This is a genomic window from Mannheimia sp. USDA-ARS-USMARC-1261, assembly GCF_000521605.1.
GTDB classification, from domain to species: domain Bacteria; phylum Pseudomonadota; class Gammaproteobacteria; order Enterobacterales; family Pasteurellaceae; genus Mannheimia; species Mannheimia indoligenes.
Genome location: NZ_CP006942.1, coordinates 442,878 through 468,929 on the forward strand (window position 1 = coordinate 442,878; position 26,052 = coordinate 468,929).

Genomic DNA, 26,052 nt, shown 5'->3' on the forward strand with positions numbered 1-26,052 from the left:
ATTTTGTAAATATGTATGTTATTGGTTAATATTTAACCCGATATTGCTGATGCCACTTGTTCTAATTTCATCTTTTAAATCAAAAATGAGATCAAGATCACGGTTTTCACATTCGTTGAGCAAGCGATAGATTTGCCATTGCACATCTAGCTCTTCTTGAATTTCCTCTGAATTTTTCAACTCTTGCTCGCTGAGTTCCTTGTCTTGTTGCATTTCAAGATAACTTGCCACTGTGCCTAATGAAATTTGGCTGATACGGATTGCTTGTTCTAAAGTTGCCCCGGCAATAATGCTGTGTAGTAATTCAGAAAGGGCTTCACAGGCTTCCTGTGCAGGTAAAACCCCGAAAAATTCATATTCATTTACGTCGGGTATGATTTCTTCTAATTTCTCTAACTGATTGTCGAAATTAATTTTTGCCCCTTTTACGGTTAAATATTCCCAAACTAAATTTAAAATATTTTGGAACACTTTTGCTTTTTCCGGTTGCTCGGTAACTTCGCAGAAAAGTTGATAGTTAGGGTACATTCTTTCGCATAAACAAGCCATAAAGGTTACATTTTGCCAAGGCTCAAAGCGTTCCATACGTTTATGAATTGGGTTTCGCATTTTGTTTCCTTATTAATTAATAAGTGCAAGCTGTTAAAAATTGCAGTTTTTTTGCAAAATTGCAAAAAATGATCGATTTTAGACCGCTTGTTGAATTATTTATGATACTGCTTCGAGTAGTTGTGAATTGCATCAACAAACACTTTAGGGCTTTCGACCGGTACGTCTAAGTGGATACCGTGCCCTAAGTTAAAGACGTGTCCGCTGCCATTACCGAAACCGGCAAGAATATTCTTCACTTCTTGTTCAATGCGTTCAGGTGTTGCGTAAAGCACGCTTGGATCCATATTGCCTTGAAGTGCCACTTTATCACCAACCCGTTTACGAGCATCGGCAATATCGACTGTCCAGTCTAAACCAATGGCATCACAGCCTGTTTCTGCAATTGCTTCTAACCATAAGCCGCCACCTTTGGTAAAGAGAGTAACAGGTACTTTACGACCTTCATTTTCACGGATTAACCCATCAACAATTTTGTGCATATAGCGTAAAGAGAACTCTTTATAATCGTTGTGTGCCAATACGCCGCCCCAAGTATCAAACACCATTACCGATTGAGCTCCTGCTTTGATTTGTGCATTTAAATATAAAATCACGCTATCGGCTAATTTATCAAGTAATTTGTGAAGAATTTGTGGCTCAGCGTAAAGCATTTTTTTGATTTTGGTAAAGGCTTTGCTTGAGCCACCTTCAACCATATAGGTTGCTAACGTCCAAGGGCTGCCGGAGAAGCCGATTAGCGGTACTTCGCCTTTTAATTCACGGCGAATGGTACGCACAGCGTTCATTACATATTGTAATTCACCTTCAGGATCAGGAATAGGTAGATTATTCACATCAGCAAGTGATTGCACAGGGCGAGCAAATTTCGGACCTTCGCCAGCACCGAAACTCAAACCTAAGCCCATTGCATCCGGAATAGTGAGAATATCAGAGAATAGAATAGCAGCATCTAATTCATAGCGGCGTAAAGGTTGTAAGGTTACTTCACAAGCTAAATCGGCATTACGGCAGAGCGACATAAAATCGCCGGCGATCGCACGAGTTGCCTTATATTCAGGTAAATAACGCCCTGCTTGACGCATCATCCAAACGGGAGTCATATCCACAGGTTCACGCAAAAGGGCTTTTAAATAGCGATCATTTTTAAGTTGAGGCATTGGTTTTTCCTTTGATTATGAAACGGTCGTTTTTATTGAAAAAATTTGTAATTTCATCTGTAGGGGCAAATTGCAATTTGCCCCTATAAAAATTTACAAAATATAGATGAAATTTGGCCGCTTGTATTTATTAATTAATGTAATTGTGGCTTTTCTTCTGTTTTAGGCACGCCTAAAGCAAAATGGCTATGTAAAAATAGAGCTAACACTCGTAAATATTCCAGCACTTCTTCGCCAGCTTCAAGGAGTTCCGCATTATTATCGTCCTCATTGTAACCTAATTTTGCGATTTCATCTAAATCATCAATTGCCTCGCCTACTTCGTCGGTTTCTTGTTGCAGGGTTGGCTGAGCAACACCTAAGCCAAGTAAGAAGTTGTTTGTCCATTCAGAAATACCATCAGCAAGAGCAAATCCGTCTTCGTCATTTTCGGGTAGCCACAGGCTGAATAGGGTATTTGCTTGGGAGAAACTGTCGGTTAATTGTTGGTAAAATTCCGTTAGTTGTTTTAACGGCTCAACTGAAAAAGCGTGTCCGTCATTGGTAAATTGATAGGTTAAGGTTTTCCACGAATCATCTTGAATGCCACCTGCAATCAGTCCGCATAAGAAGCCGTGAAACTCTGCCGGGGTGTCTTCAATTTGTAATTGAGTGATGAGTTGTTTAAATTCTTGGGAATTTGTCATAGCCATAATTGCATTATTGTGATTTTGCTAAAGAATGGCATAATATAGCAAAAATTTAGCGATTAAGTGAGGATTTCGTATTTATGTCGGCAAATAATATCGAATTACAGATTTTTGGTCAGGTGCTACGCTTGCAATGCCCTGTTGAGCAGCAAGAGCATTTACTGGCTTGTGCACAGCGTTTGGAAGAACGTGTGGCGGTATTGAAAGAGCAGTCCGGCATTATTCAGCTTGAAAAAGTGTTAGCTATTGTGGCTCTGAATTTAAATTATGAATTAGAGCAGGCACAGCGTCAAAATGCAGAAAATAAAAGTGTGCTTGTCGCTTGCATTGAGCAGCTAGATAATTCTCTCGGAAAATTTCAATAAAATTAGCTGATTTTTAGTCTAATTGATTAGGAATAGAGCTAAGAGTATTGAGAAATTGCAATTTATGTGATTAAACACTAGGAAAAATTATTAAATTCCGTTACTATAAATCTTGCCTGGGGTGTGCGTTATTAGTTACGTCCCTGAGCCGATAATTTGAAACTTTGAGTTGAACATCTACCGCCGGTGAGCAAGCTTACCTTGAGCTCAAATTCAAGAGTAAGAAGCCTAAAAGCAGTTACGTTTGACTCCCTTGAACCAACTGGTTCAAGGACCATTACTGGTAGCGGCATCTCGGGTACTTATATGAACAATTCTATTCATTCTTTTTGTCGCCATTCTCGTGAACAATTACGGCAATTGATGCGGGCGAAACGCTTAAGTTTAACCTCATCGCAACAAGCACAAGCTGCTCAATCACTTATTCCACAAGCAATTTCTTTAATTGAATCTTACCAAGCCTCACATATCGCCTTTTATTTACCTTTTAACGGTGAAATTTCTCCGCTGCCTTTAATGAATACTTTGCTTGGACAAGGAAAAAAAATCTATTTGCCTATTCTCCACCCTTTTACAAGCGGTCAATTATTGTTTGTAAATTACAATTGCAAAACTATTCTAAAATTTAACCGCTTGGGCATTCAAGAGCCTGTGCCGGATGTTAGAAATATCATTCCCTTACAAGAACTAGAGATGATTTTTACACCATTAGTAGCGTGTGATAAAGCAGGGAATCGGTTAGGAATGGGAGGTGGTTTTTATGATAGAACACTTGCTCAAGCTCCTCATATTATAAGTGTGGGGCTGGCTCACGAATGCCAGCAAGTCGAACAATTACCGATTGAAAGTTGGGATATACCGTTAAATCATATTATTTTGGGAGGAGCAAGATGATTGAAAAAAAAGAAAAGGAGTCCACTGGAAACCAAAGTTTAATTCGTGGCTTAACGCTTTTGGAATTATTGGCAAAATTTCCTAATGGTTGCCCGTTAGCCCACTTAGCGGAGCTTTCAAGCTTGAATAAAAGTACGGTGCACCGTTTATTGCAAGGCTTACAGCAAGAAGGCTATGTTCGCCCGGCTCCAACTGCAGGCAGCTATCGTTTAACCACTAAATGTTTAGCGATTGGGCAAAGAGCTTTAAGCTCAATTAATATCTTACACATTGCAGCACCACATTTAGAAGCCTTGAACTTAAAATTAGGCGAGACGGTTAATTTTGCGATGCGAGAGAAAGATCACGCAATCCTCATTAATAAATTAGAGGCAACCACAGGTTTAATGCGGACTAGAGCTTATATCGGGCAACAGATGCAACTATATTGTTCTGGTATGGGTAAACTTTTCTTAGCCTATGATTCCGAAGATTATATTCCCCAATATTGGCAAGCGAAATCCTCTGTAATTCAACAGCTTACAATCAATACCATTACCACAATTGAGGGAATGAAAAAAGAGCTGGAAACCATTCGTGAGCTCGGTTTTGCGATGGATGCAGAAGAAAATGAGCTAGGTGTTTCTTGTATTGCTTGCCCGATTTTTGATCATCAACAGAAGGTCCATTATGCGGTTTCCGTCTCGCTTTCAACGGCTCGTTTAAATCAGCTTGGGCAAGAAAATTTACTGCCTGCTATTCAAGAAACGGCAGAAAAAATTTCAGCCGAGCTAGGTGGGCGATAATTTTGTATTGCCATTTTGATTATTTCAGGTAATCTTGCACCCTTTAAAAATTATATTTTATAAAATTAAAATTTTGAGGTTCATTCATAATGTTTGGTTTTGACCCAACAACAATAATGTTTGTTGTTTATATTTTGGGTATGATTGCAATTGGATTTATTGCTTATCGTGTAACAAATAATCTTTCAGACTATATTTTAGGTGGTCGCCGTTTAGGCAGTTTTGTAACAGCATTATCCGCAGGTGCTTCAGATATGTCGGGCTGGTTGCTGATGGGATTGCCCGGTGCAGTCTATGCAGGCGGTTTAATTGAAGCTTGGATTGCAATCGGTTTAACTATCGGTGCTTATCTAAACTGGAAATTAGTAGCAGGCAGATTACGTTCTCACACCGAACACAGCGGTGATGCTTTAACCTTACCCGAATACTTTCACAACCGCTTTGGTGATAAAACGAAATTAATTAAGATTTTATCAGCGGTCATTTTTTTACTCTTTTTTGCAATTTACTGTGCCTCAGGCGTAGTAGCCGGTGCGAGAGTGTTTGAAAACCTCTTTGGTTTACCTTACCACCAAGCAATTTGGTATGGGGCAGTAGCAACCATTCTTTACACCTTTATTGGTGGCTTTTTAGCAGTAAGCTGGACGGATACCATCCAAGCCTCATTAATGGTTTTTGCCTTAATTCTAACGCCTCTGTTTGTAATGTATAACTTAGGTGGTTTTGATGAAATGCAAGCCTTAATCGATCGTGCAGGCGAAATGGCACAAAAAGATTATAACGATATCTTTACCGGCACGAGTATTCTAGCCGTGATTAGCCTAATGGCGTGGGGGCTTGGCTATTTTGGTCAGCCACATATCGTGGTGCGTTTTATGGCAGCGGAAAGTGTGAAATCGCTTGAAAATGCACGCCGTATTAGTATGACGTGGATGGTTATTTGTTTAGTAGGGGCGATTGGCATTGGCTATTTCGGTATGGCTTATTTCTTTGGTAATCCGGAACAAGCAAGGAATGTGAGCCAAAACCCGGAACAAATTTTCATTGAATTAGCAAAATTACTATTCAACCCTTGGGTTGCCGGTATTTTATTGTCAGCAATTCTTGCCGCTGTAATGAGCACACTTTCAGCACAATTACTGATTTGTTCAAGTGCGATTACCGAAGATTTATATAAAGGTATTTTACGCCCGAAAGCTACAGACAAAGAATTAGTGTGGTTAAGCCGTTTAATGGTGCTTGCGGTGGCAGCTCTTGCAATTTATATCGCTCAAGATCCGGACAGCAAAGTATTCGGTTTAGTCAGAAATGCGTGGGCGGGCTTCGGCTCTGCTTTCGGACCTGTGGTGCTCCTTTCCCTTTTCTGGAAGCGTATGAATGGCTTCGGGGCAATTGCTGGAATGCTGACCGGTGCATTAGTGGTGCATTTCTGGGCTGATATTACCGAACTCTTTGCTCTACCTGAACTTTATTCAATGATACCGGGCTTTATTACTGCAACCGTGATGATTATTGTGGTTTCACTAATTACACCGGCACCAAGCAGAGAAGTTCAAGAAACCTTTGAACGTGCAAATAAAGCATATTTAGATGAAGTAAAATAACATAAAATAAAAGTGGCTTAGGGAGATCCTTAAGCCACTTTTTTGTAAAAGTTTTATTAAAAACAACCGCTTGTAACACTATGACAAACCTCCTCCTTGCGATTATTTATCTCTGTTTTATCAGTTTAGGCTTGCCTGATGCGATTTTAGGAGCGGCTTGGCCTTCAGTGCACCAAGATCTTAGTGTACCGCTTTCCTATGCGGGTGTCGTTTCAATGATTATGTCGATTGGGACTATTACCTCAAGCCTGATGTCGGATAAGCTCACCTACCATCTCGGCACAGGCAACGTGATGGTAATCAGCGTTGCTTTAACCGCTCTCGCATTGTGGGGGTTTTCGATAAGTGATTCTTTCTGGATTTTGTGTTTATGGGCAATTCCTTACGGCTTAGGAGCCGGAGCGGTGGACGCGGCGTTGAATAACTATGTGGCAGTTCATTACGCCAGCCGACATATGAGCTGGCTGCATTGTATGTGGGGCGTAGGAGCATCTATTGGTCCGCATATTTTAGGTATTGCACTCTTGCAAGGTCGAGGCTGGGAAGGTGGCTATTACACGATTTCTCTATTACAAATCGGGCTAACGGTTATCTTATTTTGTTCTCTACCTTTTTGGAAATCTCGCAAGAAAACTGCTGCGGAAATGAATGAAGCCGCAAAACCGGTCAGCCTAAAAGAAGCCATTAAAATTCCAGGTGTGAAGTACGGCATTTTAGCCTTTATCGGCTACTGTGGTGTAGAACAAACTGCAGGGCTTTGGGCGAGTAGCTATTTTGTGATGGTAAAAGAAGTTGGCTTAGAACAAGCTGCCGCCTTTGGCAGTATCTTTTTTATCGGCATTACGGTTGGGCGAGGCATTAGCGGCTTTCTCACGTTAAAATTAAATAATCATCAAATGATTAAACTGGGTTTTGGTTTAATTCTGATCGGTATTGCAATGCTTTGTTTACCTTTCGGAAAATATGTAACCCTTGTCAGCTTAATTATTATCGGGCTAGGTTGTGCCCCTATTTTCCCGTGTTTAATCCATTCCACACCTGAATTTTTCGGGGAAGCTAAATCTCAGGCGGTAATCGGTATTCAAATGGCAAGTGCTTACGTGGGTGTGCTTTTACTACCGCCGCTGTTTGGTTTGATCGCAAACGCTATTTCCATTCAATTATTACCGTTTTATCTGTTAGTAATGCTGACTCTTTTGGTTTATGCCTACCGCAATTTGCGACGAAAAACGGCAAAATAGCCAACACAAGCGGTCAAATTTTGAGATTTTTTTGCACATTTATCGACTATTACCTATTGTTACTATAGTTTAAGTAAATTAAATCTATTGATCCTACTCAAAATATTAGTGGATGTTTTGGCTCATAATAAAATCTCCTGTACCTATTATTGATTATTAAGGGGTTTATTATGAAGAAATATCTATTTTCAGGGCTTGCTTTAGCTGCTATCGGATATTTTGGGTTAGTGGGATACGCAACGTATTTTGATAAAGCAAATTCAGAAAAATTAATGGCGACAACTGCGGCAGAATTACCGCAATCGCATAAATCGGTATTAGGTGTAATGTATAAAAATGGTTGTCAATATTGCCATTCACCGAATGCTGAACTGCCGGGCTACGCGAAATTTCCTATTGCAAATCAAATTATTGCGAGTGATATTGAAACCGGAAATCGCTTTTTCCGTTTAGATCAGATGATTGAAGGAATGAAAGATCCAAGTAAATTATCTGAGGCAGATTTAGCGAAACTTGAGCAAGTTATTCGTAACGATGAGATGCCTGCGGCGAAATATATCCATATTCACTGGGGATCTCGCCCTGATGAAGCAGAACAGAAAGTGATTTTAGATTGGATCGAAGAGCAACGTAAAACACATTTCTTACCAGAAGGGGTGGAAGGCGTAAATGCGAAAAACCTTGTGCAACCTATTCCAAACAGCTTACCAACCAACCCTAAAAAAGTGGCATTGGGTAAAGATCTTTACTTAGATGGTCGTTTATCGGCAGATGGTTCTATCAGTTGCCACTCTTGCCATTTACTCGCACAAGCCGGCGTAGATAATTTACCGGTAGCGGAAGGGATTCACGGACAAAAAGGTGGTATTAATGCCCCAACCGTATTTAATGCCGCATTAAACAAATGGCAATTCTGGGACGGGCGTGCGAAAACGCTTGCTGATCAAGCAAGCGGTCCACCAACCAATCCTGTCGAAATGGGCTCGAAGAGCTGGGACGAAATTGTAGCGAAATTTGAACAAGATGAAGAGTTCAAAAAACGTTTCTTTGAAGTTTATCCACAGATTTCCGAAGCAAATCTCACTGATGCAATCGGTGAATTTGAGAAAACCTTATTAACCCCAAATAGTGCGTTCGATAAGTTCTTAAAAGGTGATGAAAATGCTTTAACGGCAGAGCAAAAACGAGGCTACGGGCATTTCAAAAATGCAAAATGTGATACTTGCCACACCGGTAGCTTAATGGGCGGGCAATCCTTTGAATATATGGGCTTGTATGGCGATTACTTTAAAGATCGTGGCACGGCGATGACTGATGCGGATCAAGGTCGTTATGCTCATACTAAAGATCCGCACGATATGCACCGTTTCAAAGTACCAACTTTGCGTAATGTTGCTTTAACTGCACCTTATATGCACGATGCCAGTGCAAAAGACTTAAAAGAAGCGGTGCGTATTATGGGCAAATATCAAAGCAATAAAAACTTCACGGATACAGAGTTAAACGAAATTGCCTCATTCCTTGAGTCTTTAACCGGGGAATACGAAGGTAAGTTACTCACTAATGAAAAAATGAAGTAATTATTGCAAACTGACAAGCGGTAATATTTTGCAAATTTTTTACCAAATATTACCGCTTGTATCTTAATCAAAATGCTCTAACCCATACTGATATAACGCATTTTTCTTATAACCAAAAGTTTCTGCCACAATCGCTGCCGCTTTTTTCAGTGGCAATTCTTGGCAGAGGAGTTCAAGCAGTTTGATTGCTTGGCTGGAAAATTCTTCCTCAAGATTTTGTTGTTTTCCTTCAACAATCAGCACAATCTCGCCTTTAATGCGGTTGCTGTCTTCATTTAGCCATTCAATTAAATTGCCGAGTTGCTCGCCGTGAATGGTTTCCCACGTTTTAGTAATTTCACGAGCCATCACTACATAACGCTCTTCGCCGAAGACCTGCTTCATATCTGCCAAAGTGTCTAAAATGCGATGGGTGGATTCATAAAAAATCAACGTGCGAGGCTCATTTTCTAATTCCGCTAGTTTATCGCAACGAGCCTTTGTTTTAGCAGGTAAGAACCCTTCAAAGCAAAAACGGTCTGATGCAATACCCGATGCACATAAGGCGGTAATCGCAGCACAAGCTCCGGGAATAGGAACAACTTTCACGCCTGCTTGGCGGCAGTGGCGAACCAGATGAAAACCCGGGTCGCTAATCAGTGGCGTACCGGCATCTGAAATTAACGCAATGTTTTCGCCTTTTGCTAATTTTTCCACTAAAACGACCGCTTTCTGTTGTTCGTTATGGTCGTGTAAGGCAAAAAACGGTTTTTTGATGCCGTAGTGGCTGAGTAATAAGCCACTGTGGCGAGTGTCTTCAGCGGCAATTAAATCAACGCAGCCAAGCGTATCTAACGCACGTTGGGTAATATCACCTAAATTGCCGATAGGCGTGGCAACAATATATAAAATTCCGTAGTCCGGATTGATTTCAGATGAATTTTGTCTGTTTTTCATTTGCTTTTAGCTCATTTGATAAGTAAGATTTCATCATTAAATTTAGCACATTATATTCTATCGAGGAAAATACAATGGCAACTATTTTAAACCAAACAATGAAAAAGGCATTCGTGCCAACTGCAATTGCATTATTCATTTCTGCCTGTACATCGGTAAACCCAATCACCGAATCCATCAAAGATGAGGCTTATTCAAGCTCAGAGTTCTATATCAATAAAGCCGATCAAACTAGAGCCAAAGAAGATAAAATTTCATACCAGCTTCTCGCCGTACGTAAATTAATTGATGAAAATAAAGAATATGAAGCACAAAATACCTTTAGTGAAATTCAAGTGGCTGAAATGAATGACGTGCAGAAATTAGAATATGCATTAGTTTCTGCACAACTTGCGGCTTTACAAGGTAAAAATGAAATGGCGATTAGCCAGTTAAAAGCGGTTCAACCTTCTTTATTAAGTCCTGCACAGCGTTTACGCTATATTCAAACACAAGCCCGTATTGCGGCAAATCAGAATGATGCAATTGGTATTGTACGTGCGAGATCGCAGTTAAATGCTTACTACAAAATGAACCGCGAACGCCAAGAAAATAACGATATTATTTGGCAAACCTTACGTGATGCTAATCGTGGAATGCTGGAAAGAACAGTGCCTGAAGCCGGTGAAATGGAGCTTGCAGGCTGGTTAGCATTAATTAATATTTATAACCAAAATGTAACTACACCTGCTCAAATGCCACAGGCAATTAATAATTGGAAAAACCAATATCCAAACCACAGTGCGGTTACGGTTATGCCAACTGAATTACAAGGTGTGAATAATTTCCAACAAACGCAATTAAATAGTGTTGCATTATTATTACCGCTTAGTGGTGATGCTCAAATTTTAGGCGATATTATTCAGCGTGGTTTTAATGATGCAAAAGCAGATGATCCAACAGCAGTTCAGACGTTTGATACAAGCTCATCTGATGTAAATTCATTAATTGCCCAAGCAAAACAACAAGGGGCAAATATTATTGTTGGACCGTTGCTGAAATCTCGGGTAGATGAAATGCTATTGAGCCCGGAAATTCAAAATATTAACGTGTTAGCTCTAAACGCAACGGAAAATGCACGCAATATTGCTCAAGTTTGTTACTACGGCTTATCGCCGGAGTCTGAAGCTCAAGCAGGGGCGGAGAAAATGTACCGTGATGGTCATCGAGTGGCTATCGTTGCAGCCCCACAAGATGATTTTGGTAATCGCTCAGCAGAAGCCTTTGCAAAACGTTGGCGTCAGTTAAGTGGCACTGATGCTGATGTACGTTATTATAATCAACCGCTTGATTCTGTTGCTTCTATTCAAAATGCAGGCATAACTAAAGCTGGTTTGTATGTATTAGGCGGTGCAGAACAAGTGGTAGAAATTAAACAAGGTATTGATAGTTCTAACTTAAAAGATCGCTTGGTAATTTATACTTCATCACGCAGTAACTCGCCAAATAATGGCATTGATTTCTATACGGCAATGGAAGGTGTAAAATTTAGTGAAGTGCCGTTATTGGCAGATACTACTTCAAATGAATACCAAAAAGCAGAAAATTTAGCCAATAGTGATTTCTCAATGATGCGTTTATATGCAATGGGAGCTGATGCGTGGTCGCTTGCTACGAAATTTAACGAGTTCCGTCATATTCCGGGCTATAAAATTTCAGGTTTAACCGGCGAATTAAAAGCCGGACAAAATTGTAATATTGAACGTAGTTTATCTTGGTTGCAATATCGAAATGGGGCTATTCAACAGGCTTATTAATAAACGAGAACAAGGCTCTTTTTATGAACAAAAAGCCCGAGTGTTTTTAGAACAGCAAGGGCTTCGTTTTGTTGCCGCTAACCGACATTTTAAAGGCGGAGAGCTGGATTTGATTATGCAAGACGGACAAACGATTGTTTTTGTCGAAGTCCGTCAGCGTAAAAGTGATCGTTATGGTTCGGCAGTTGAAAGCATTGATTACCGAAAACAACAAAAATGGCAAAATGCGGCGAATATGTGGCTACTCAAACAACATCAAAGTTTAGAAACTGCAAATTGCCGCTTTGATGTGGTTGCTTTTGATGGAAGCCAATCCCCATTATGGATTCCTAACTTTTTAGGTTAGATTAAGATGTTAAATAAAATCCAAGATAGATTTACCGAAAGTATACAAACCCAAATTTCTGCAGCAGAATTATTGCCGGCTAAATTAAGTGAAGCAGCAAACCGCATTGTGGCGTGTTTATTGCGTGGCGATAAAGTGATTGTGTGCGGGCACGGGCGTTCTTACGGCAATGCGGCTTTGCTGGTTAGCCACTTAATTCATCGCTATGAGCTGGCAAGACCGAGCTTTTCTGCGGTGCAATTACAAATTAACGGCATATTAGCCGGCGTTTTTGCACAAGATAATGAGCTAGATTCAATTTATAAAAAACAATTACAAGCGGTTGCAAAAGAGGGTGATCTCTTCATTGTTTTTTCGCCTGTGGGAAATGAAGAGTGTATATTGCAAGCCATTCATACGGCTAAAAGTCAGCATTTAGATTTAGATATTATTGCTTTAACAGGCAGTAATAATGACCACACACTCGGATTATTAGATGAAAGTGATATTGAAATTTCAGCTCCCTCAACCAATGAGTTGAGAGTGATTGAAAGCCATCATTTTTATACTAATTTACTCTGTGAACTTATCGACCATTTACTTTTCTCGTAAGGAGAGATTATGACGTATTTAGCAAAAAAACTGCTTAAAGCAGGTTTATTCACTTTAGGCTTCCTGTCTTTACAAGGCTGTATTACCACCGCAGTAGTAACTTCAGCAGCAGTGGCAACCAAAGTGGCTACTGACCCACGCTCAACAGGCACACAGGTTGATGATGAAATTTTAGAAGAAAAAGTGGCTTACAACATCAATAAAGACGAACAAATTAAACAAGAAGCCCGCATTAATGTAGTGGCTTACAACGGTAAGGTGTTATTAATTGGTCAAGCACCGAGTATGGACGTCGTGGAAAATGCTAAAAACTTAGCCGCAGGAGCAGAAGGGGTAACGGAAATTTATAACGAAATCCGACAAGGCGAAAAAATCGGCTTTGGACAGATTACACAAGATAGCTGGATTACCACCCAAGTTAAATCTAAGCTCTTAGTAAATGGCGAAGTAAAAGCTACGGAAGTAAAAGTCGTTACCGAAAACAGCGAAGTTTTCTTAATGGGTAAAGTAAGCCACGTTCAAGCTGATGCTGCCGCAGAAGTAGCTCGTAATGTAGGTGGTGTAACAAAAGTTGTTAAAGTATTTAGCTATGCACACTAATTGATAAGGCGAACCTCAGTGTTCGCCTTATTTCGTTGATTTGTAAAATTTTAGGGAAATTTAACCGCTTGTTTTACTAATAAAATAGGAATAAACAATATGAAAAAGACAGCATTATTTAAATTAAGTGCATTAAGTCTTGCTTTAGCAGGGCAATATGCTTACGCAGATGTAGTTAATCATACTTGCACGGTAAGTTCAGATTGTTATTACTCAACATTACAAGTTGGAAGTTCTAACTATAATGATAGAGAAAATAATAAACGTTACTGGTATGTTCATTCATCTCGGTTGGGTAATCATGATGATGATTTAAATGTTTCAATTATACCGCAGCATTATAAAAATACATTGTCATCTAATAATACTGATAGTAGTTTTGTTTTAATTGGTATTGACAATCCGTATCGAGATGATTTTTCACTTTCTGATTTAGAATATAAACGAAAAGCGAGTTTATATATTCCGTCAGGAACAATGGCAACAGTATCAAATAGTGGTCATTATGATACTAAAGTTGTATATCTCCACAATGCAGATGGGAATATTGAATCTGGTGTTACATTACAAGTAGGGGAGTTAGAACACGATACTGCAACACTATTGACTGCTATTCGTGTATCTGGAGAAAGTAATTTAACGACTTCTGCGGACATTATTTTAAAAAGCAGAGATGCTGATGCAATTTTTGCAAAAGATAATTCAAAAGTAACAGCTGAAAATCATAAAATTGAATTATCTCCCGAATCAGAGGGCATTGTAGTTCGTGATAATGCTAGAGTGATAGCAGATAATGTAACTATTAGTGGTTCTGGTTTTCTCCAAGCTGGGTTGGTTACTTCAGGAGAAAGATCTTCCATTGAGTTTAATAACGGAAAAATTAATTTAACTAATGATATTTTAACGATGGCTATTAGTGCAGATAATGGAAAAATTGATATTAATCATAGTGATATTAATGCCAATTATGCGGTAACTCCAGATGCTTATGGGTATAAAGAAAATGCAGATTATACTTCTGCTCATAGTGTTGTGAATATCAATCATAGCAATGTTACTGGTAGAGAATTATTTGTGGCAGTAAATACCAATGAAGATACAGAGCCACTTTCTCGTGATTATTCTACTACCGTGAATGTTGAGAGCAGTAAGATATCAGGTAGAATTGTAAATATTAAAGATGTTTCTGAGGAAAACGAAGACAACGAATTAGATATTCGCATTGATACACAAGCTAATACTAATGTTGATCTTACAATGAAAAACAGTCAATGGATGGTAAATGGCGATAGTCATTTAAATGGACTTGCAATGGCAAATTCTACAACCTCATTGCAAAAAACAGGTAATCAATTTCAAACTTTGACGATTACGGATTACTTAATCGGCAACGGTCATTTTGATCTCAACACCGATCTTGCTAACCAGCAATCTGACAAAATTGTGGTAAAAGGCGAAGATAGAGGTAATTTCACATTAGGCATTAAAGATAGCGGTAATGAACCGGATGCACCTAACGGAAAAGTAACTTTGGTTGAAACCCAAACAGGGCGAGCTGAATTTAGCTTAAAAGATCGTGAATATGTGGATGCAGGGGCGTATCGTTATCGCTTAAACAAAGAGGGAACAAATTGGGTATTGGCAAACCGCCAAGCTGAGCCTGTTAAAAATAACTCTATTCAGCCTACGCCCCCTGCTAAGCCGGTAACACCAGCACCTACTGAACCAAGTCAGCCAGTGGTTCAGCCAAAACCTGTAGCTCCAACTCAGCCGGTTGTTGTTCAACCGACACAACCTCAACCAATGCAGCCTAGCCAACCTGTTGTAGTTCCTGTGTTGAAAGCCTTAAGTGAGAAAACAAACGCTCTTGTTTCTCTCCGCCAGGCTCAAGGTATATTGCTGAACCAAAACTTACAAGGCATTCATCAACGTTTAGGCGAGTTAAAAACTGATAAATCCAGCAATGTGTGGGTAAAAAATAGCAATAGCCGAAGTGAAGCTAAAGCCCAAAATGTGGCAGTAGATAGCCGTTCTTCAGGGTTTGAGATGGATTCTCACAGCTTACAAATTGGGGCAGATCGTGCTATTAATGATAATCTGCGTTTAGGTGGATTTGTAGGTACAAGCCGTGCTGATGTGGATTTTAATAGTGAATACAGCAAAGGGAAATTACGTTCACAAGCGGTCGGTTTATACGCAACTTTTGCAAATGAACAAGGCTGGTATCTGGATAACATCGTCAAATATGAACGTTTAACTGCTAAATTTGTTGATGAAAAACGTAAATACAATGCGTTTAGTCTTTCCAGCGAAATCGGCAAACGTTTTGTATTAAGCAATGATTGGAGCATTACACCACAAGCTCAACTTGCTTACCATACCGTTAATGGAAAAGCTGATGAAAGCCGTTTAAATCTCTTTACCGCTCGTGCAGGCGTGCGTGTCGCAAAAGGCTTTGTATTGAATAATGGTTGGAATGTACAACCTTATGCGGAAGTGAATGCGATTACTGAAAAAGCGAATAATGCAAAAGTGCGAGTGAATCAATATCAATTTGATGTGGTAGAAAACAAAGGCAGAGTACAAACTGCATTAGGCTTAACGGCAGGAAATAATAACCACCGTTTAGGCTTAGAGGCTTCAGTTATCTCTGGTAGTAAATTTAAGCAGCCACTTAGTGTGTTAGCGAATTATCGTTATCAGTGGTAATGATCTGCAAAAAATTAGGTAAATTCTACCGCTTGTAAAAATGTAGGGGCAAATTGCAATTTGCCCTATGGTTGTTTTACTCTAGACCTTTTTTGATCCAATAGTGATAGGGAGAGGTAGAAACCTCTTTTTGCAGGAGCTGATGATCCATAAATTCGCAGAAACTTGGAATATCACGCGTAGTTGCTGGGTCATCGGCGATAATATGTAAAATTTCGCCATCTTCCATCGTGCGGATTGTTTTACGGGTCAGCATTACCGGCTCCGGGCAGCGTAGCCCTAAGGTATCTAATTCTCTATTTACAATTAACTTATTCATTCTATTCCTTATGAAAACATTATTCTCTGAACATCTCTCTCGCTTGCAAAATGTTGTACAAGACTTACTTGAAAAAGCTTTTTTAGACGGTTTATGGATTTATTCAGGCAAAGCGAAAAATTGGTTTGTAGACGACCAAACCGCCCCATTTAAAATTAACCCTTATTTTAATTACTTTTTCCCTTATTCCCAAGCTGAAAATTGCTGGTTATTCCTAGACGGCAAAAATAAACCAACAATTTACTTTTATGCCCCTGAAGATTATTGGGTTTCTACTCCAAAAATACCGACGGAAGCTTTTTTTGCCACTGAATTTGAGTGGGTTTTACTTAAGTCTGAAACTGAAATTGCAAAATTTATTCAAAATCCGACCGCTTGTGCTTTTATTGGGGAAGATAGCCTGCTTGCAAATTCACTTGGCTTTAGCCAAATTAATCCGCAAAAACTTCTGAATATACTTAATTTTGAGCGTTCAATTAAAAGTGAATTTGAGATCGAGAGTATTTACCAAGCTCAATTTTCTGCGTTAAAAGGGCATTATGCAGCTAAAGATGCCTTTTTGGCAGGCAAAAGTGAGTTTGAAATTAACCTTGAATATTTAAAAGCCACTCAGCAGTCTGATCTAAATGTGCCTTATGGCAATATTATGGCGATTAATCAAAACGGAGCGGTGTTGCATTATACGGCATTAGATTTTGATACCGGTACAAAACGCCACAGCTTTTTAATTGATGCGGGGGCAACGGTAAATGGTTATGCTTCTGATCTTACTCGAACTTATGCTTTTGATAGTTCATCAGAATTTGCGGAATTGGTTGCTAAAATGGAGCAATTTAAATTAGAGATTATTGCAGATTTATCGATTGGCATTAATTATCTGCATTACCACACTCGAATGCAGCAGATGATTTCTCAGCTTTTAGTTGAGCATCAATTTATTCATTTACCGGCAGAACAAATTTTTGAGGAAGGTATCAGCAGAACTTTCTTCCCACACGGGTTAGGGCATTTACTTGGCATTCAGGTTCACGATGTGGCAGGTTTTCAACAGAATGCAAGAGGTAGCCACAAAGCACCGCCAGAGGCTTATCCGAGCCTACGTTGCACTCGTGATTTGCAAGAAAATATGGTACTGACTATTGAGCCGGGTTTCTATTTTATTGATATGTTGCTGAGTAGCTGGAAAAATAGTGCTTATTCTTCTGCCTTTAATTGGCAGAAAATTGATGATTTTAAACGCTTTGGTGGTATTCGTACCGAAGATAATATCGTGATGCGTGCAACAGGTGCGGAAAACTTAACCGCAAAAGCAGAATTAAATGTGAGGAAATAATGCCGATTTTAATGGTTCTTTTTGGAATTTTCTTTTATATCTATTGTGAAATTTCACTGCTGGTTAGCATCGGCTCCGAAATTGGCGTGCTACCAACTATTTTATTATTAGTTGCTATCTCTTTTTTAGGCTTATGGTTTGTGAAGCTACGAGGTGTCTACACCCTCTATTCAATTAAGCAAGATCTCAGCCAAGGCAAAATGCCAACAGAAGCGGTGAGTAATTCAATAATGTTTGTTCTAGCAGGCATTTTATTGATTATTCCCGGCTTTTTAAGTGATATCTTGGCGATTTTATGCGTGTTGCCGTTTAGCCGAAAACTGATTCAAGCTTTTGTGATTAATAGCGTAAAAAATAAAGTTTTTATGCGTTTTACCTCGCAAAACACCCACTTTCATTCACAATCGGCTCAAGAGAGCAATACTTTTGATGCCGAGTTTGAGCGTAAATTTGATCCACAAGATGAAACCAAGAGGATCAAATAATGGATAAAAGAACGCTTGCTCTGTTGAAAGTACACGGCACAGCAGTGTTTTTCGGAGCTTCCGGTATTTTCGGGGCATTAATTCACAGCTCTGCTGAAACCATTGTTCTCGGGCGAGTGATGATCGCATTTACGATGATTTCTTTGTATTTTTTATGGAAAAAACAACCGCTTGTAAAGCTAAATCTCAAACAAATCGGGCAACAAGCTGTATCGAGTGGTTTATTAGCTGCCCATTGGGTAACGTTTTTTATTGCGGTTAAGGTAGGCGGTGTTGCGGTTGCAACATTGGGTTTTGCCAGTTTCCCTGCCTTTGTGGCGTTGTTTGAAAGTTTATTCTTCCGTGAAAAATTACGTTTTCGAGAAGTCGTATTACTGATTGCAATTACCATCGGTTTGATTTTAGTTACCCCTGAATTTACCTTTGGTAATGAAGCCACACGAGGCTTACTTTGGGGTATTTTTTCGGCATTAGTTTACGGCATTCTTGCGGTATTTAACCGCAATACAATGAGCAAAATTTCCGGTGTGCAGGCAAGTTGGTGGCAGTATATTTTTGCAACGATTTTACTGCTACCTTTTTCGCTAACTGAATTGCCTAGTGTGTCTGCACAAGATTGGTTTTGGATTTTCTGCATTGGCTTTTTGTGTACAACACTTGCTTATACTTTGTTTATTTCAAGCCTTGATACCATTAATGCACGTACCGCTTCAATGATTATCTCACTTGAGCCGGTTTATGCGATTGCAATTGCGTGGCTTTGTTTTGGTGAAATACCAACGCTTAAGATGATTATTGGCGGAGCAATTATTTTACTTTCTGTTGCGTGGGCGAATTTGAAAAAATGAAACAACCAATCTTTAAAAAAGCACCAAACAAGCGGTCAAATTTTGCTAAAAATTTGCAAAAACGGGAGAAAAAACGACCGCTTACTTTTGCTGAAACGACCGTCGTGCTCTTTAATAAGCCCTATGATGTACTTACGCAATTTACTGATGAGCAAGGGCGAAAAACGTTAAAGGATTTTATCGCCATTCCCAATGTTTACCCTGTAGGTCGGTTAGACAGAGATAGCGAAGGCTTATTGCTTTTAACCAATAATGGCGAGCTACAACATCGTTTAGCTCACCCAAAATTTGAGAAACAAAAAACTTATTGGGTGCAAGTAGAAGGCATTCCTACTCTTACCGATTTAGCGAAATTAGAAAAAGGTGTGGAGTTAAAAGATGGTTTAACCCAGCCCGCGAAAGCAAAAGCGATTTCTGAGCCAAACTATCATTGGCAATCTGCTCCCAAAATTCGTGAGCGAAAAAGCATTCCAACCAGCTGGGTTGAATTGATTATTCACGAGGGAAAAAATCGCCAAGTCAGACGAATGACGGCACATATCGGCTTTCCAACGTTACGCCTAATTCGTATCGGTTTAGGCAATTTTGAATTAGCTGATTTAGACAGCGGAGAATACCGAGTGTTATCGGAAAGTGAAAAACGCAAATTATTCAAGCAGTTAGGATTAAAAGATGAGTAAAGGATATTGGATTATTGTTAAGGATTTTGACATTGCGTTAGTGAAAAGCGAAATTCCTTGCGGTTTGGCAGAAGAGTTTAGCTTGGGGGATCGTGAAAAATTAGCGATAGGGATTTATCAAAATTTGCCTGTTTATTTAGTGAAAGCAACTGGGGAAGATGATCATCGAGAGTTCGCTTATTTAAGAACGCAAATTGGGCGAGAGCCGGAGTTAAGTCATTTATTGCATAGGGCTGTATCGTTAAATCATTTCTTTCATTCCCATCAATTTTGTGGGAAATGTGGTGAGAAAACCGTACTGGCAGATAATGAAATTGCGGTTCATTGTAATGCTTGCGGTAATCGAGCTTATCCAACTATTAGCCCATCAATTATTGTCGCTGTGCGTAAAGGCAGACAAATTTTGCTGGCAAATCATTTACGTCATAAAGGCACAATTTACACTACGTTAGCGGGTTTTGTGGAAGCCGGCGAACCTGTTGAAAATGCGGTTCATCGTGAAATATTTGAAGAAACAGGGTTGAAAGTTAAAAATATACGTTATTTTGGTAGCCAGCCGTGGGCGTTTCCTAATTCATTGATGCTTGGCTTTTTGGCAGATTATGAAAGTGGCGAAATTATTCTACAGGAAGAGGAGATCTGTGATGCTAAATGGTTTGACTGTGATGAAGCATTACCTGAAATTCCACAAAAAGGTACAATTGCATTTGAGTTAATTCAAGCAACATTAAAGTTGTGTAGAGAAGAGTAGGGATAAATAATCATTTTGCTTTATTAAATAAAAAATGCTGAATAACGTTCTTTATTCAGCATTTTTATTGTTACGTTTTTAATTACCCTTCACAACTTGAGCAGCTGAGCAAGTTACGGTTAAATACCTGTGCTGCACTCATTGAGTTTTGGTAGTAAATGGATTTTAAACCGAGTTCTTCAGCGGTTAAGTATAATTGGTTCAGATCACGTGCCGGTGTTGCCGGGTGAATCATCACATTAATACTTTGTCCTTGGTCGATATATTTTTGACGCTGAGCGGCTTGTTGAATCACGCTTAATTGGCTGATTTCAGCAAAGGTTTTAAATACCTCTTTTTCGTGTTCGGAAAGCTGTGCTAAATGTTGAACAGAGCCATCATTATGTAAAATAGATTCCCAAACTTCCTCTGTATCTAAGTCTTTTTCTTGGAGTAATTTCTCTAAGAACGGGTTTTTATACACGGTTTTGATCTTCGCTAAATCTTTTACATAGTAGTTTGATTTAAACGGTTCGACTGATGGCGAAACGCTACCTAAAATAAAGCTACTGGATTTAGTCGGGGCAATACTCATTAAAGTAGTATTGCGGCGACCATAACCTTCTAAAATTTCCGGCTCACCAAAGCGTTGTGCCAATTCTTGTGATGCTTTTAATGTTTTTTGTTGCAATGTTTTGAAGATTTCATTGTTTTTCTGCATTGCTTGAAAGCTATCAAAGGCAATATTATTTGCCTGTAAATAGCTATGCCAACCTAATACGCCTAAACCCAATGCACGGTGGCGACGGGCAAAGCGGTTTGCACGGTCTAAGAATGGAATTGATTGACTTTTCTCAATAAATTCACTCATTACCACATCGAGGAAATAGGTTAATGTTTCCGGTGCGTCGGTATCTTTCCACTCATCAAAATAGAGTAGGTTCATTGACGATAAACAGCATACGAAACTTTCATCGCTGCTTGAAGGCAACATAATTTCAGTACATAAGTTTGATGCGTGAATAGTCATATTTTTATCTTTATAGACATCAGGACGCCCTGCGTTCGCATTGTCTTTAAAGAATAAATATGGGATACCGGTTTCAGTTTTACGTTGCAATAATTTTGCCCAAAGCTGACGTTTGTATGGATCGCCTGCTTTCATTGATTCTAACCAATCGTGTCCAACACAAACACCATAATACATTAATTGAATTGGGTTACCTTCGGTGTGAATATCTAACCATTCATCAATATCACCGTGTTCAATATCAATATAGCCGGCAAATTGACCTTTACGAGATGTGCCTTGAGAAATCACATCAATTACCGTATCGAATAACTTACTGAAGTTGAATGAGCCGTCTGATTTACCATTATTCTTAATTAAAGAACCACGTGGGCGAATGTCGCCAAAATAGGCTGATGTACCGCCACCGATTTTACTCATCATACCCACTTCAGCGGTTGTTACCATAATTTCGTGGATAGAGTCGCCAATGTAGCTACCGAAACAAGAGATCGGTAAACCACGATCTAAACCGAAGTTTGACCAAATTGGCGAAGAAAGTGAGAAATAACCTCTCGCCATATAGTGATAGAATTTATCTGCATAGCCTTCAATGCCAAGTTTACGTTCTGCGTGCTCGGCAATAAAACGAATACGGTCTAGTGCAGTTGTGCCTTCCAATAAATAGCCACGTTGTAAGAATAAACGGCTGTCTTCATTTAACCAGTGGAAGTCTGGGCGGTCTGTATTAGAATAAGTCATCTGCGGTAATCTGCTTCATTTTTTTAGAATAATCGGTACTACGTTTGTTAAAGAAATCGGTTTCTTTGGTAGAAAGAATTTCAATATCAAACCACTCAGTTTCTTTTAACAATTCAGGATCGATATTATGAGGTGGTTCTAGCCCTAAAATACTCAACGAATTGTTGTAACGGTTCTTAATATAGTTTTCTACCGTTGCTTTGGTGATAAAGCTTAAATCGCCCTCTTCGAAAATCCAGTCTAAGATCCCTTTTTCTGCCTCAAATGCTTGAGTTGCCAAGGTTTCTAAATCTTTAAAGAATTCCGGTGTGAAAAGTTCACTGTGTTCATCACGCAAGATTTCGTATAACGCAATACCAAATTTCCCGTGAATTTCTTCTTCTTTAGAGGTTGCTTCAACTGCATTTGAAATCCCCTTAAATAGGTTTTTATGCTTGTTGAATGACATCATAATAATGAACTGACCGAATAACGAAATATGTTCAACGAATAAAGAGAACAGTACTAAAGACAATACAAACTCACCTTTGCCTGCATCTTTATCTTTCATAAAACTTTCCATATAACGAATACGGTTCATTAATGGTTCAATTTCGTGAATTTGGCTAAACATTTCATTTAAGCCGAGCTTTTCCAATAAGAATGAATACGCATCTTTATGACGCACTTCGCTTTCTGCGAAAGTACCACCCACATCGTCCATTTCCGGTTTTGGGAAATAGCGGTATAACTCGCCCCAGAAACGTTTTACGTTCACTTCCACTTGTGAAATTGCCAACATCGCACGAGTTAAAACGTGGCGTTCGTGATCATTAATAGTGGTGCGATAATCTTGAATATCACCGGTAAAGTTAAACTCGGTATGTAACCAGTAAGAATGGCGGATAGCATCTTTAAATTCAAGAAGCTCAGGATACTCATACGGCTTAATATTTAAGCGTTTTTGGAAAAGATTTCTAGACATATTCTTAGGCTCTATCTTAAAGTTTGATTTCAATCTGGGAGATGATTGTATGCAAAAAAAGTTTCAAGACAAGACTTGACAAACAACCTTTTTACGTCGTTTTTGTTAGCTTATTGATTTATAAAGGAAAATAATTTTGTAAATTTTTATATCAATATATTGTGTTTATTTTATGGTCTAACCACTAGATGTTGTGTTTTGTCGTTTGTTTCAAAAGTGTGCAATAAACTAAGAAAGCCTTGATAAAACTATGTTTGGCTTCCTTTTTCGAGTATGATATCAGCCTGTTTTTATAGGTTGCAAGCGGTCGCCTTTTTGCAAATTTTTACACTTTTTTAACCGCTTTATTTTGATTTTATGGATACGAATACTCAACAATTTTATCGAGGGCGTTTCTCAGTTGCTCCAATGTTAGATTGGACAACTCGCCACTGCCGTTATTTTCATCGTCAATTTAGCAAAAATGCCTTGCTTTATACGGAAATGATTACAGCTCCGGCGATCATTCACGCTAAATATGATTTGCTAGAATATGATCCAAGCGAAAATCCTGTCGCATTGCAATTAGGTGGAAGCGATCCTACTCAGCTTGCTCATTGTGCTAAATTGGTGGAAGAGAGAGGTTATACGGAAGTTAATTTAAATGTGGGCTGCCCCTCAGACCGTGTGCAAAACGGAATGTTTGGGGCTTGTTTAATGGCAAAAGCTGATTTGGTGGCTGATTGCATTAAAGCAATGCAAGATGCAGTCGAAATTCCTGTTACCGTCAAACACCGTATTGGGATTGACGATTTAGACAGCTATGAATTTTTGTGTGATTTTATTGAAAAAGTGCAGCAATTCAGCAGTGATTTTATTGTCCACGCCCGTAAAGCGTGGCTGACAGGTTTAAGCCCGAAGGAAAACCGTGAAATTCCACCGCTGGATTATGAGCGAGTTTACCAACTGAAACGGGATTTCCCGCACCTGAACATCAGCATTAATGGTGGTATTAAAACCATTGACGAAATCAAACATCACCTACAATTTGTTGATGGCGTAATGATTGGGCGTGAGGCTTATCAAAATCCGTCTCTATTAGGCGAAATTGACTTGCAAATTTTTAACGAAAATCGACCGCTTGTAACGGCAAAAGAAGCGGTGGAAAAGATGTTTCCTTATATTGAACGAGAGCTGGCAAAAGGTGTCTATTTAAATCATATTGTTCGCCATATGCTTGGGGCATTTCAAAATTGTAAAGGGGCGAGACAATGGCGTCGTCATTTAAGTGAAAATGCCACTAAACAAGGGGCTGGCGTAGAAGTGGTAGAGCAAGCTCTGGCATTTATCGGCTAACATTTAAGGAGAAAGTTATGGCAGATCCTCATATCAAATCGCCAATGGATTTTTGGGATTATTTAACTGTCATTGTTTATCGTAGCGGTTTTGTATTAGCCACCTTAATGCTGTTTTTGCTGCCTTATTACACATCAACGGCTCAACTTGGCTTATTGGTGGCAGGTACGATGTTGGCTTCGTCTTTACATCTTTATGACAAAACATTCCGCCTGATTTTCCAATTTTCAGCGTGGTTAGGCTTACTTTTCTACATCTTTAATTTTCCATTATTAGCCTTGGGGGCGATGCTACTGGTTATTGGTGGTTTAAGTTATAAGGAATACTTCTGTTTTAGAGTATTTGGCTTGAACTTCCAGCCTGTTCTAGTGGCTATTTTATGGGGAGCATTTGCGTTGGAATGGCATTTTATTATTCAAATTCTAAGCGTGATTTGTGGCTTGTTACTTTTAGTGTTAAGTATTCAAAAATGGCGAATGCCGCTACATTTTGATATTGGTGATAAAACCAAATATCAGGTGTAATTTTTATATTATTTTATCGGAATTTTTATGCAAAAATTTAAAATCGCCTTAGTGGCAACAATGATTATGGGGGTATTTGCTTGTACGCCATCACAATCACCAAAAATAACACAACATAAGCCACAGGTGGGCTATTTAAAAGAGAATATCAGCCAAGCTGAGCTGAATAATCCGAAAAATTATAAACGCTATAGCTATTACTGTAAGAATTTTGCGACAGGTGATGGCTCTTATCTGGCAACTTATTTTCCACTTTGGTCTGAGAGCCGTAAGCAAGAGAATTTCGGGATCTATTTCCAGCTGGATGGCGGAAAACCGTATCCGTTCGACCATATTGCGAATATTAATTTAAATGCCAGAGGTACGAAGTTTGAAGTGCGTTATCGTTCTTATCAGCCGATTGAGGGCAGTTATGTAGAATTAATGGCAAGAGAGTTTAAATCGACCTATTATAAAAATGGTATGCCTTGGCTGGAGTGTCGGGAAGGCTAGTTGAGAATAGAAAAAACGGCTAGAATTTAAATTTCTAGCCGTTTTTTTATTGAGACATTAGCGTAAGAATGCAGGAATTTTGCTTTCGTACTCGGCAATTTTCTGTTCGTGCTGAAGTGTTAAGCCAATATTATCTAAACCATTGAGTAAACAGTGGCGGCGGAATTCATCTAACTCGAACGTATACACTTTATCGCCAGCGGTAACGATCATCGCTTCTAAATCAACGTGGATCTGTTTGCCTTCATTCGCCCACACCCATTGAAAGATCTCTTCCACTTCTTCTTCGGTTAATTTGATTGGAAGCATATGGTTGTTAAGGCTATTGTTGTAGAAAATATCCGCAAAACTTGGGGCGATCATCACTTTAAAACCGTAATCCGCCAACGCCCACGGAGCGTGTTCACGTGAAGAACCACAACCTAAATTTTTGCGAGCAAGCAAAATCGTTGCCCCTTGATATTGTGGGAAATTCAGCACAAAATTAGGGTTTGGCTGGGTTTCTTCTGCATCTAAATAACGCCATTCGTGGAAAAGGTGTTTACCAAAGCCCACACGGGTAATTGCTTGTAAAAACTGTTTTGGAATGATTGCATCAGTGTCTACGTTCGCTGCATCAAGAGGAACGACTAAGCCTGAATGTTGTTTAATACCTGCCATTTCTTA

General features: G+C 39.2%; 27 protein-coding genes and 1 other RNA gene. 20 read left to right on the forward strand and 8 right to left on the reverse strand.

Annotation, left to right across the window (positions count from 1 at the left end; translation table 11 throughout):
• Positions 1–18: 18 nt before the first annotated feature.
• The 3 genes from X781_RS02195 to X781_RS02205 all read right to left on the reverse strand — a co-directional run bounded on the left by X781_RS02195 (position 19) and on the right by X781_RS02205 (position 2,461).
• Positions 19–609 (reverse strand): YjaG family protein, encoded by a 591-nt coding sequence (locus X781_RS02195; RefSeq protein WP_025235352.1) that lies wholly within the window; start codon positions 607–609, stop codon positions 19–21.
• 95 nt (positions 610–704) lie between these two features.
• Positions 705–1,769, reverse strand: a complete 1,065-nt coding sequence (gene hemE, locus X781_RS02200) for a uroporphyrinogen decarboxylase (RefSeq protein ID WP_025235353.1) — start codon at positions 1,767–1,769, stop codon at positions 705–707.
• A gap of 134 nt (positions 1,770–1,903) precedes the next feature.
• On the reverse strand, positions 1,904–2,461 hold the full coding sequence (locus X781_RS02205) for a UPF0149 family protein (RefSeq protein ID WP_025235354.1): 558 nt from the start codon (positions 2,459–2,461) through the stop codon (positions 1,904–1,906).
• Positions 2,462–2,538: 77 nt separating this feature from the next.
• On the opposite strand from X781_RS02205, the gene X781_RS02210 reads away from it, so the two are divergent.
• The 7 genes from X781_RS02210 (at position 2,539) to X781_RS02235 (ending at position 8,927) form a co-directional block, all read left to right on the forward strand.
• Positions 2,539–2,823, forward strand: a complete 285-nt coding sequence (locus X781_RS02210) for a cell division protein ZapA (RefSeq protein WP_038643863.1) — start codon at positions 2,539–2,541, stop codon at positions 2,821–2,823.
• 110 nt (positions 2,824–2,933) lie between these two features.
• A non-coding RNA gene (gene ssrS / locus X781_RS11860) (6S RNA) lies at positions 2,934–3,128 on the forward strand.
• Position 3,129: 1 nt separating this feature from the next.
• The gene (locus X781_RS02215; RefSeq protein ID WP_025235355.1) at positions 3,130–3,717 is read left to right on the forward strand and encodes a 5-formyltetrahydrofolate cyclo-ligase; all 588 of its coding nucleotides are present in this window, start codon (positions 3,130–3,132) and stop codon (positions 3,715–3,717) included.
• Positions 3,714–4,502, forward strand: coding sequence for an IclR family transcriptional regulator (locus tag X781_RS02220; protein ID WP_025235356.1), 789 nt, complete (start codon positions 3,714–3,716; stop codon positions 4,500–4,502). The genes X781_RS02215 and X781_RS02220 overlap by 4 nt, the downstream gene beginning before the upstream one ends.
• Positions 4,503–4,591: 89 nt before the next feature.
• On the forward strand, positions 4,592–6,106 hold the full coding sequence (gene putP, locus X781_RS02225; RefSeq protein ID WP_025235357.1) for a sodium/proline symporter PutP: 1,515 nt from the start codon (positions 4,592–4,594) through the stop codon (positions 6,104–6,106).
• A gap of 80 nt (positions 6,107–6,186) precedes the next feature.
• The gene (locus X781_RS02230; protein WP_025235358.1) at positions 6,187–7,347 is read left to right on the forward strand and encodes an MFS transporter; all 1,161 of its coding nucleotides are present in this window, start codon (positions 6,187–6,189) and stop codon (positions 7,345–7,347) included.
• 170 nt (positions 7,348–7,517) lie between these two features.
• On the forward strand, positions 7,518–8,927 hold the full coding sequence (locus X781_RS02235; RefSeq protein WP_025235359.1) for a cytochrome-c peroxidase: 1,410 nt from the start codon (positions 7,518–7,520) through the stop codon (positions 8,925–8,927).
• A gap of 63 nt (positions 8,928–8,990) precedes the next feature.
• On the opposite strand, the gene rsmI is transcribed toward X781_RS02235, so the two are convergent.
• Positions 8,991–9,863, reverse strand: a complete 873-nt coding sequence (rsmI, locus tag X781_RS02240; protein ID WP_025235360.1) for a 16S rRNA (cytidine(1402)-2'-O)-methyltransferase — start codon at positions 9,861–9,863, stop codon at positions 8,991–8,993.
• A 74-nt stretch (positions 9,864–9,937) separates the two neighbouring features.
• Here rsmI and X781_RS02245 point away from each other — a divergent pair, with 74 nt between their 5' ends.
• From X781_RS02245 to X781_RS12465, 5 genes are all read left to right on the forward strand, one after another.
• Positions 9,938–11,659, forward strand: coding sequence for a penicillin-binding protein activator (locus X781_RS02245; protein ID WP_025235361.1), 1,722 nt, complete (start codon positions 9,938–9,940; stop codon positions 11,657–11,659).
• A complete protein-coding gene (locus tag X781_RS02250) occupies positions 11,634–12,005 on the forward strand; it encodes a YraN family protein (protein WP_025235362.1) in 372 nt (123 codons plus the stop codon). The genes X781_RS02245 and X781_RS02250 overlap by 26 nt, the downstream gene beginning before the upstream one ends.
• Positions 12,006–12,011: 6 nt before the next feature.
• Complete coding sequence (locus X781_RS02255; protein WP_025235363.1) at positions 12,012–12,596, forward strand: D-sedoheptulose-7-phosphate isomerase; 585 nt, start codon at positions 12,012–12,014, stop codon at positions 12,594–12,596.
• A 9-nt stretch (positions 12,597–12,605) separates the two neighbouring features.
• The gene (gene dolP / locus X781_RS02260) at positions 12,606–13,196 is read left to right on the forward strand and encodes a division/outer membrane stress-associated lipid-binding lipoprotein (RefSeq protein WP_025235364.1); all 591 of its coding nucleotides are present in this window, start codon (positions 12,606–12,608) and stop codon (positions 13,194–13,196) included.
• A 99-nt stretch (positions 13,197–13,295) separates the two neighbouring features.
• Positions 13,296–15,905, forward strand: coding sequence for an autotransporter outer membrane beta-barrel domain-containing protein (locus tag X781_RS12465; RefSeq protein WP_025235365.1), 2,610 nt, complete (start codon positions 13,296–13,298; stop codon positions 15,903–15,905).
• Positions 15,906–15,981: 76 nt separating this feature from the next.
• Here X781_RS12465 and tusA read toward each other — a convergent pair whose 3' ends face one another.
• A complete protein-coding gene (gene tusA / locus X781_RS02270) occupies positions 15,982–16,224 on the reverse strand; it encodes a sulfurtransferase TusA (protein ID WP_025235366.1) in 243 nt (80 codons plus the stop codon).
• A gap of 10 nt (positions 16,225–16,234) precedes the next feature.
• Between tusA and pepQ the strand changes: the two genes are divergently transcribed.
• From pepQ to nudC, 5 genes are read left to right on the forward strand one after another with little or no spacing between them, the layout of a single operon-like run.
• A complete protein-coding gene (gene pepQ, locus X781_RS02275; protein ID WP_025235367.1) occupies positions 16,235–17,557 on the forward strand; it encodes a Xaa-Pro dipeptidase in 1,323 nt (440 codons plus the stop codon).
• Positions 17,557–18,042, forward strand: a complete 486-nt coding sequence (locus tag X781_RS02280; protein WP_025235368.1) for an FxsA family protein — start codon at positions 17,557–17,559, stop codon at positions 18,040–18,042. Before pepQ ends, X781_RS02280 begins: the two co-directional genes overlap by 1 nt.
• Positions 18,042–18,890 (forward strand): DMT family transporter, encoded by an 849-nt coding sequence (locus X781_RS02285; RefSeq protein WP_025235369.1) that lies wholly within the window; start codon positions 18,042–18,044, stop codon positions 18,888–18,890. The genes X781_RS02280 and X781_RS02285 overlap by 1 nt, the downstream gene beginning before the upstream one ends.
• Positions 18,887–19,570 carry a pseudouridine synthase gene (locus X781_RS02290; protein ID WP_025235370.1) on the forward strand — a complete coding sequence of 228 codons (684 nt, stop codon included), beginning with the start codon at positions 18,887–18,889 and terminating at the stop codon, positions 19,568–19,570. The genes X781_RS02285 and X781_RS02290 overlap by 4 nt, the downstream gene beginning before the upstream one ends.
• Positions 19,563–20,321: an NAD(+) diphosphatase gene (gene nudC, locus X781_RS02295; RefSeq protein WP_025235371.1), complete on the forward strand. Its 759-nt coding sequence runs from the start codon at positions 19,563–19,565 to the stop codon at positions 20,319–20,321. Before X781_RS02290 ends, nudC begins: the two co-directional genes overlap by 8 nt.
• Before the next feature lie 82 nt (positions 20,322–20,403).
• Here the strand turns inward: nudC and X781_RS02300 are convergent, their stop codons facing one another.
• Positions 20,404–22,071: a ribonucleoside-diphosphate reductase subunit alpha gene (locus X781_RS02300; protein WP_025235372.1), complete on the reverse strand. Its 1,668-nt coding sequence runs from the start codon at positions 22,069–22,071 to the stop codon at positions 20,404–20,406.
• Positions 22,058–23,035: a ribonucleotide-diphosphate reductase subunit beta gene (locus tag X781_RS02305; protein WP_025216695.1), complete on the reverse strand. Its 978-nt coding sequence runs from the start codon at positions 23,033–23,035 to the stop codon at positions 22,058–22,060. Before X781_RS02305 ends, X781_RS02300 begins: the two co-directional genes overlap by 14 nt.
• A 357-nt stretch (positions 23,036–23,392) precedes the next feature.
• Here X781_RS02305 and dusA point away from each other — a divergent pair, with 357 nt between their 5' ends.
• Genes dusA through X781_RS02320 form a run of 3 tightly spaced genes read left to right on the forward strand, consistent with a single transcriptional unit; the run spans position 23,393 to position 25,386 of the window.
• A complete protein-coding gene (gene dusA / locus X781_RS02310) occupies positions 23,393–24,370 on the forward strand; it encodes a tRNA dihydrouridine(20/20a) synthase DusA (protein ID WP_025235373.1) in 978 nt (325 codons plus the stop codon).
• 17 nt (positions 24,371–24,387) lie between these two features.
• On the forward strand, positions 24,388–24,894 hold the full coding sequence (locus X781_RS02315) for a DUF2301 domain-containing membrane protein (RefSeq protein ID WP_025235374.1): 507 nt from the start codon (positions 24,388–24,390) through the stop codon (positions 24,892–24,894).
• Positions 24,895–24,921: 27 nt separating this feature from the next.
• Positions 24,922–25,386 carry a hypothetical protein gene (locus X781_RS02320; protein ID WP_025235375.1) on the forward strand — a complete coding sequence of 155 codons (465 nt, stop codon included), beginning with the start codon at positions 24,922–24,924 and terminating at the stop codon, positions 25,384–25,386.
• A gap of 57 nt (positions 25,387–25,443) precedes the next feature.
• Here X781_RS02320 and leuD read toward each other — a convergent pair whose 3' ends face one another.
• A complete protein-coding gene (gene leuD / locus X781_RS02325; RefSeq protein WP_025235376.1) occupies positions 25,444–26,046 on the reverse strand; it encodes a 3-isopropylmalate dehydratase small subunit in 603 nt (200 codons plus the stop codon).
• Positions 26,047–26,052 lie beyond the last annotated feature (6 nt).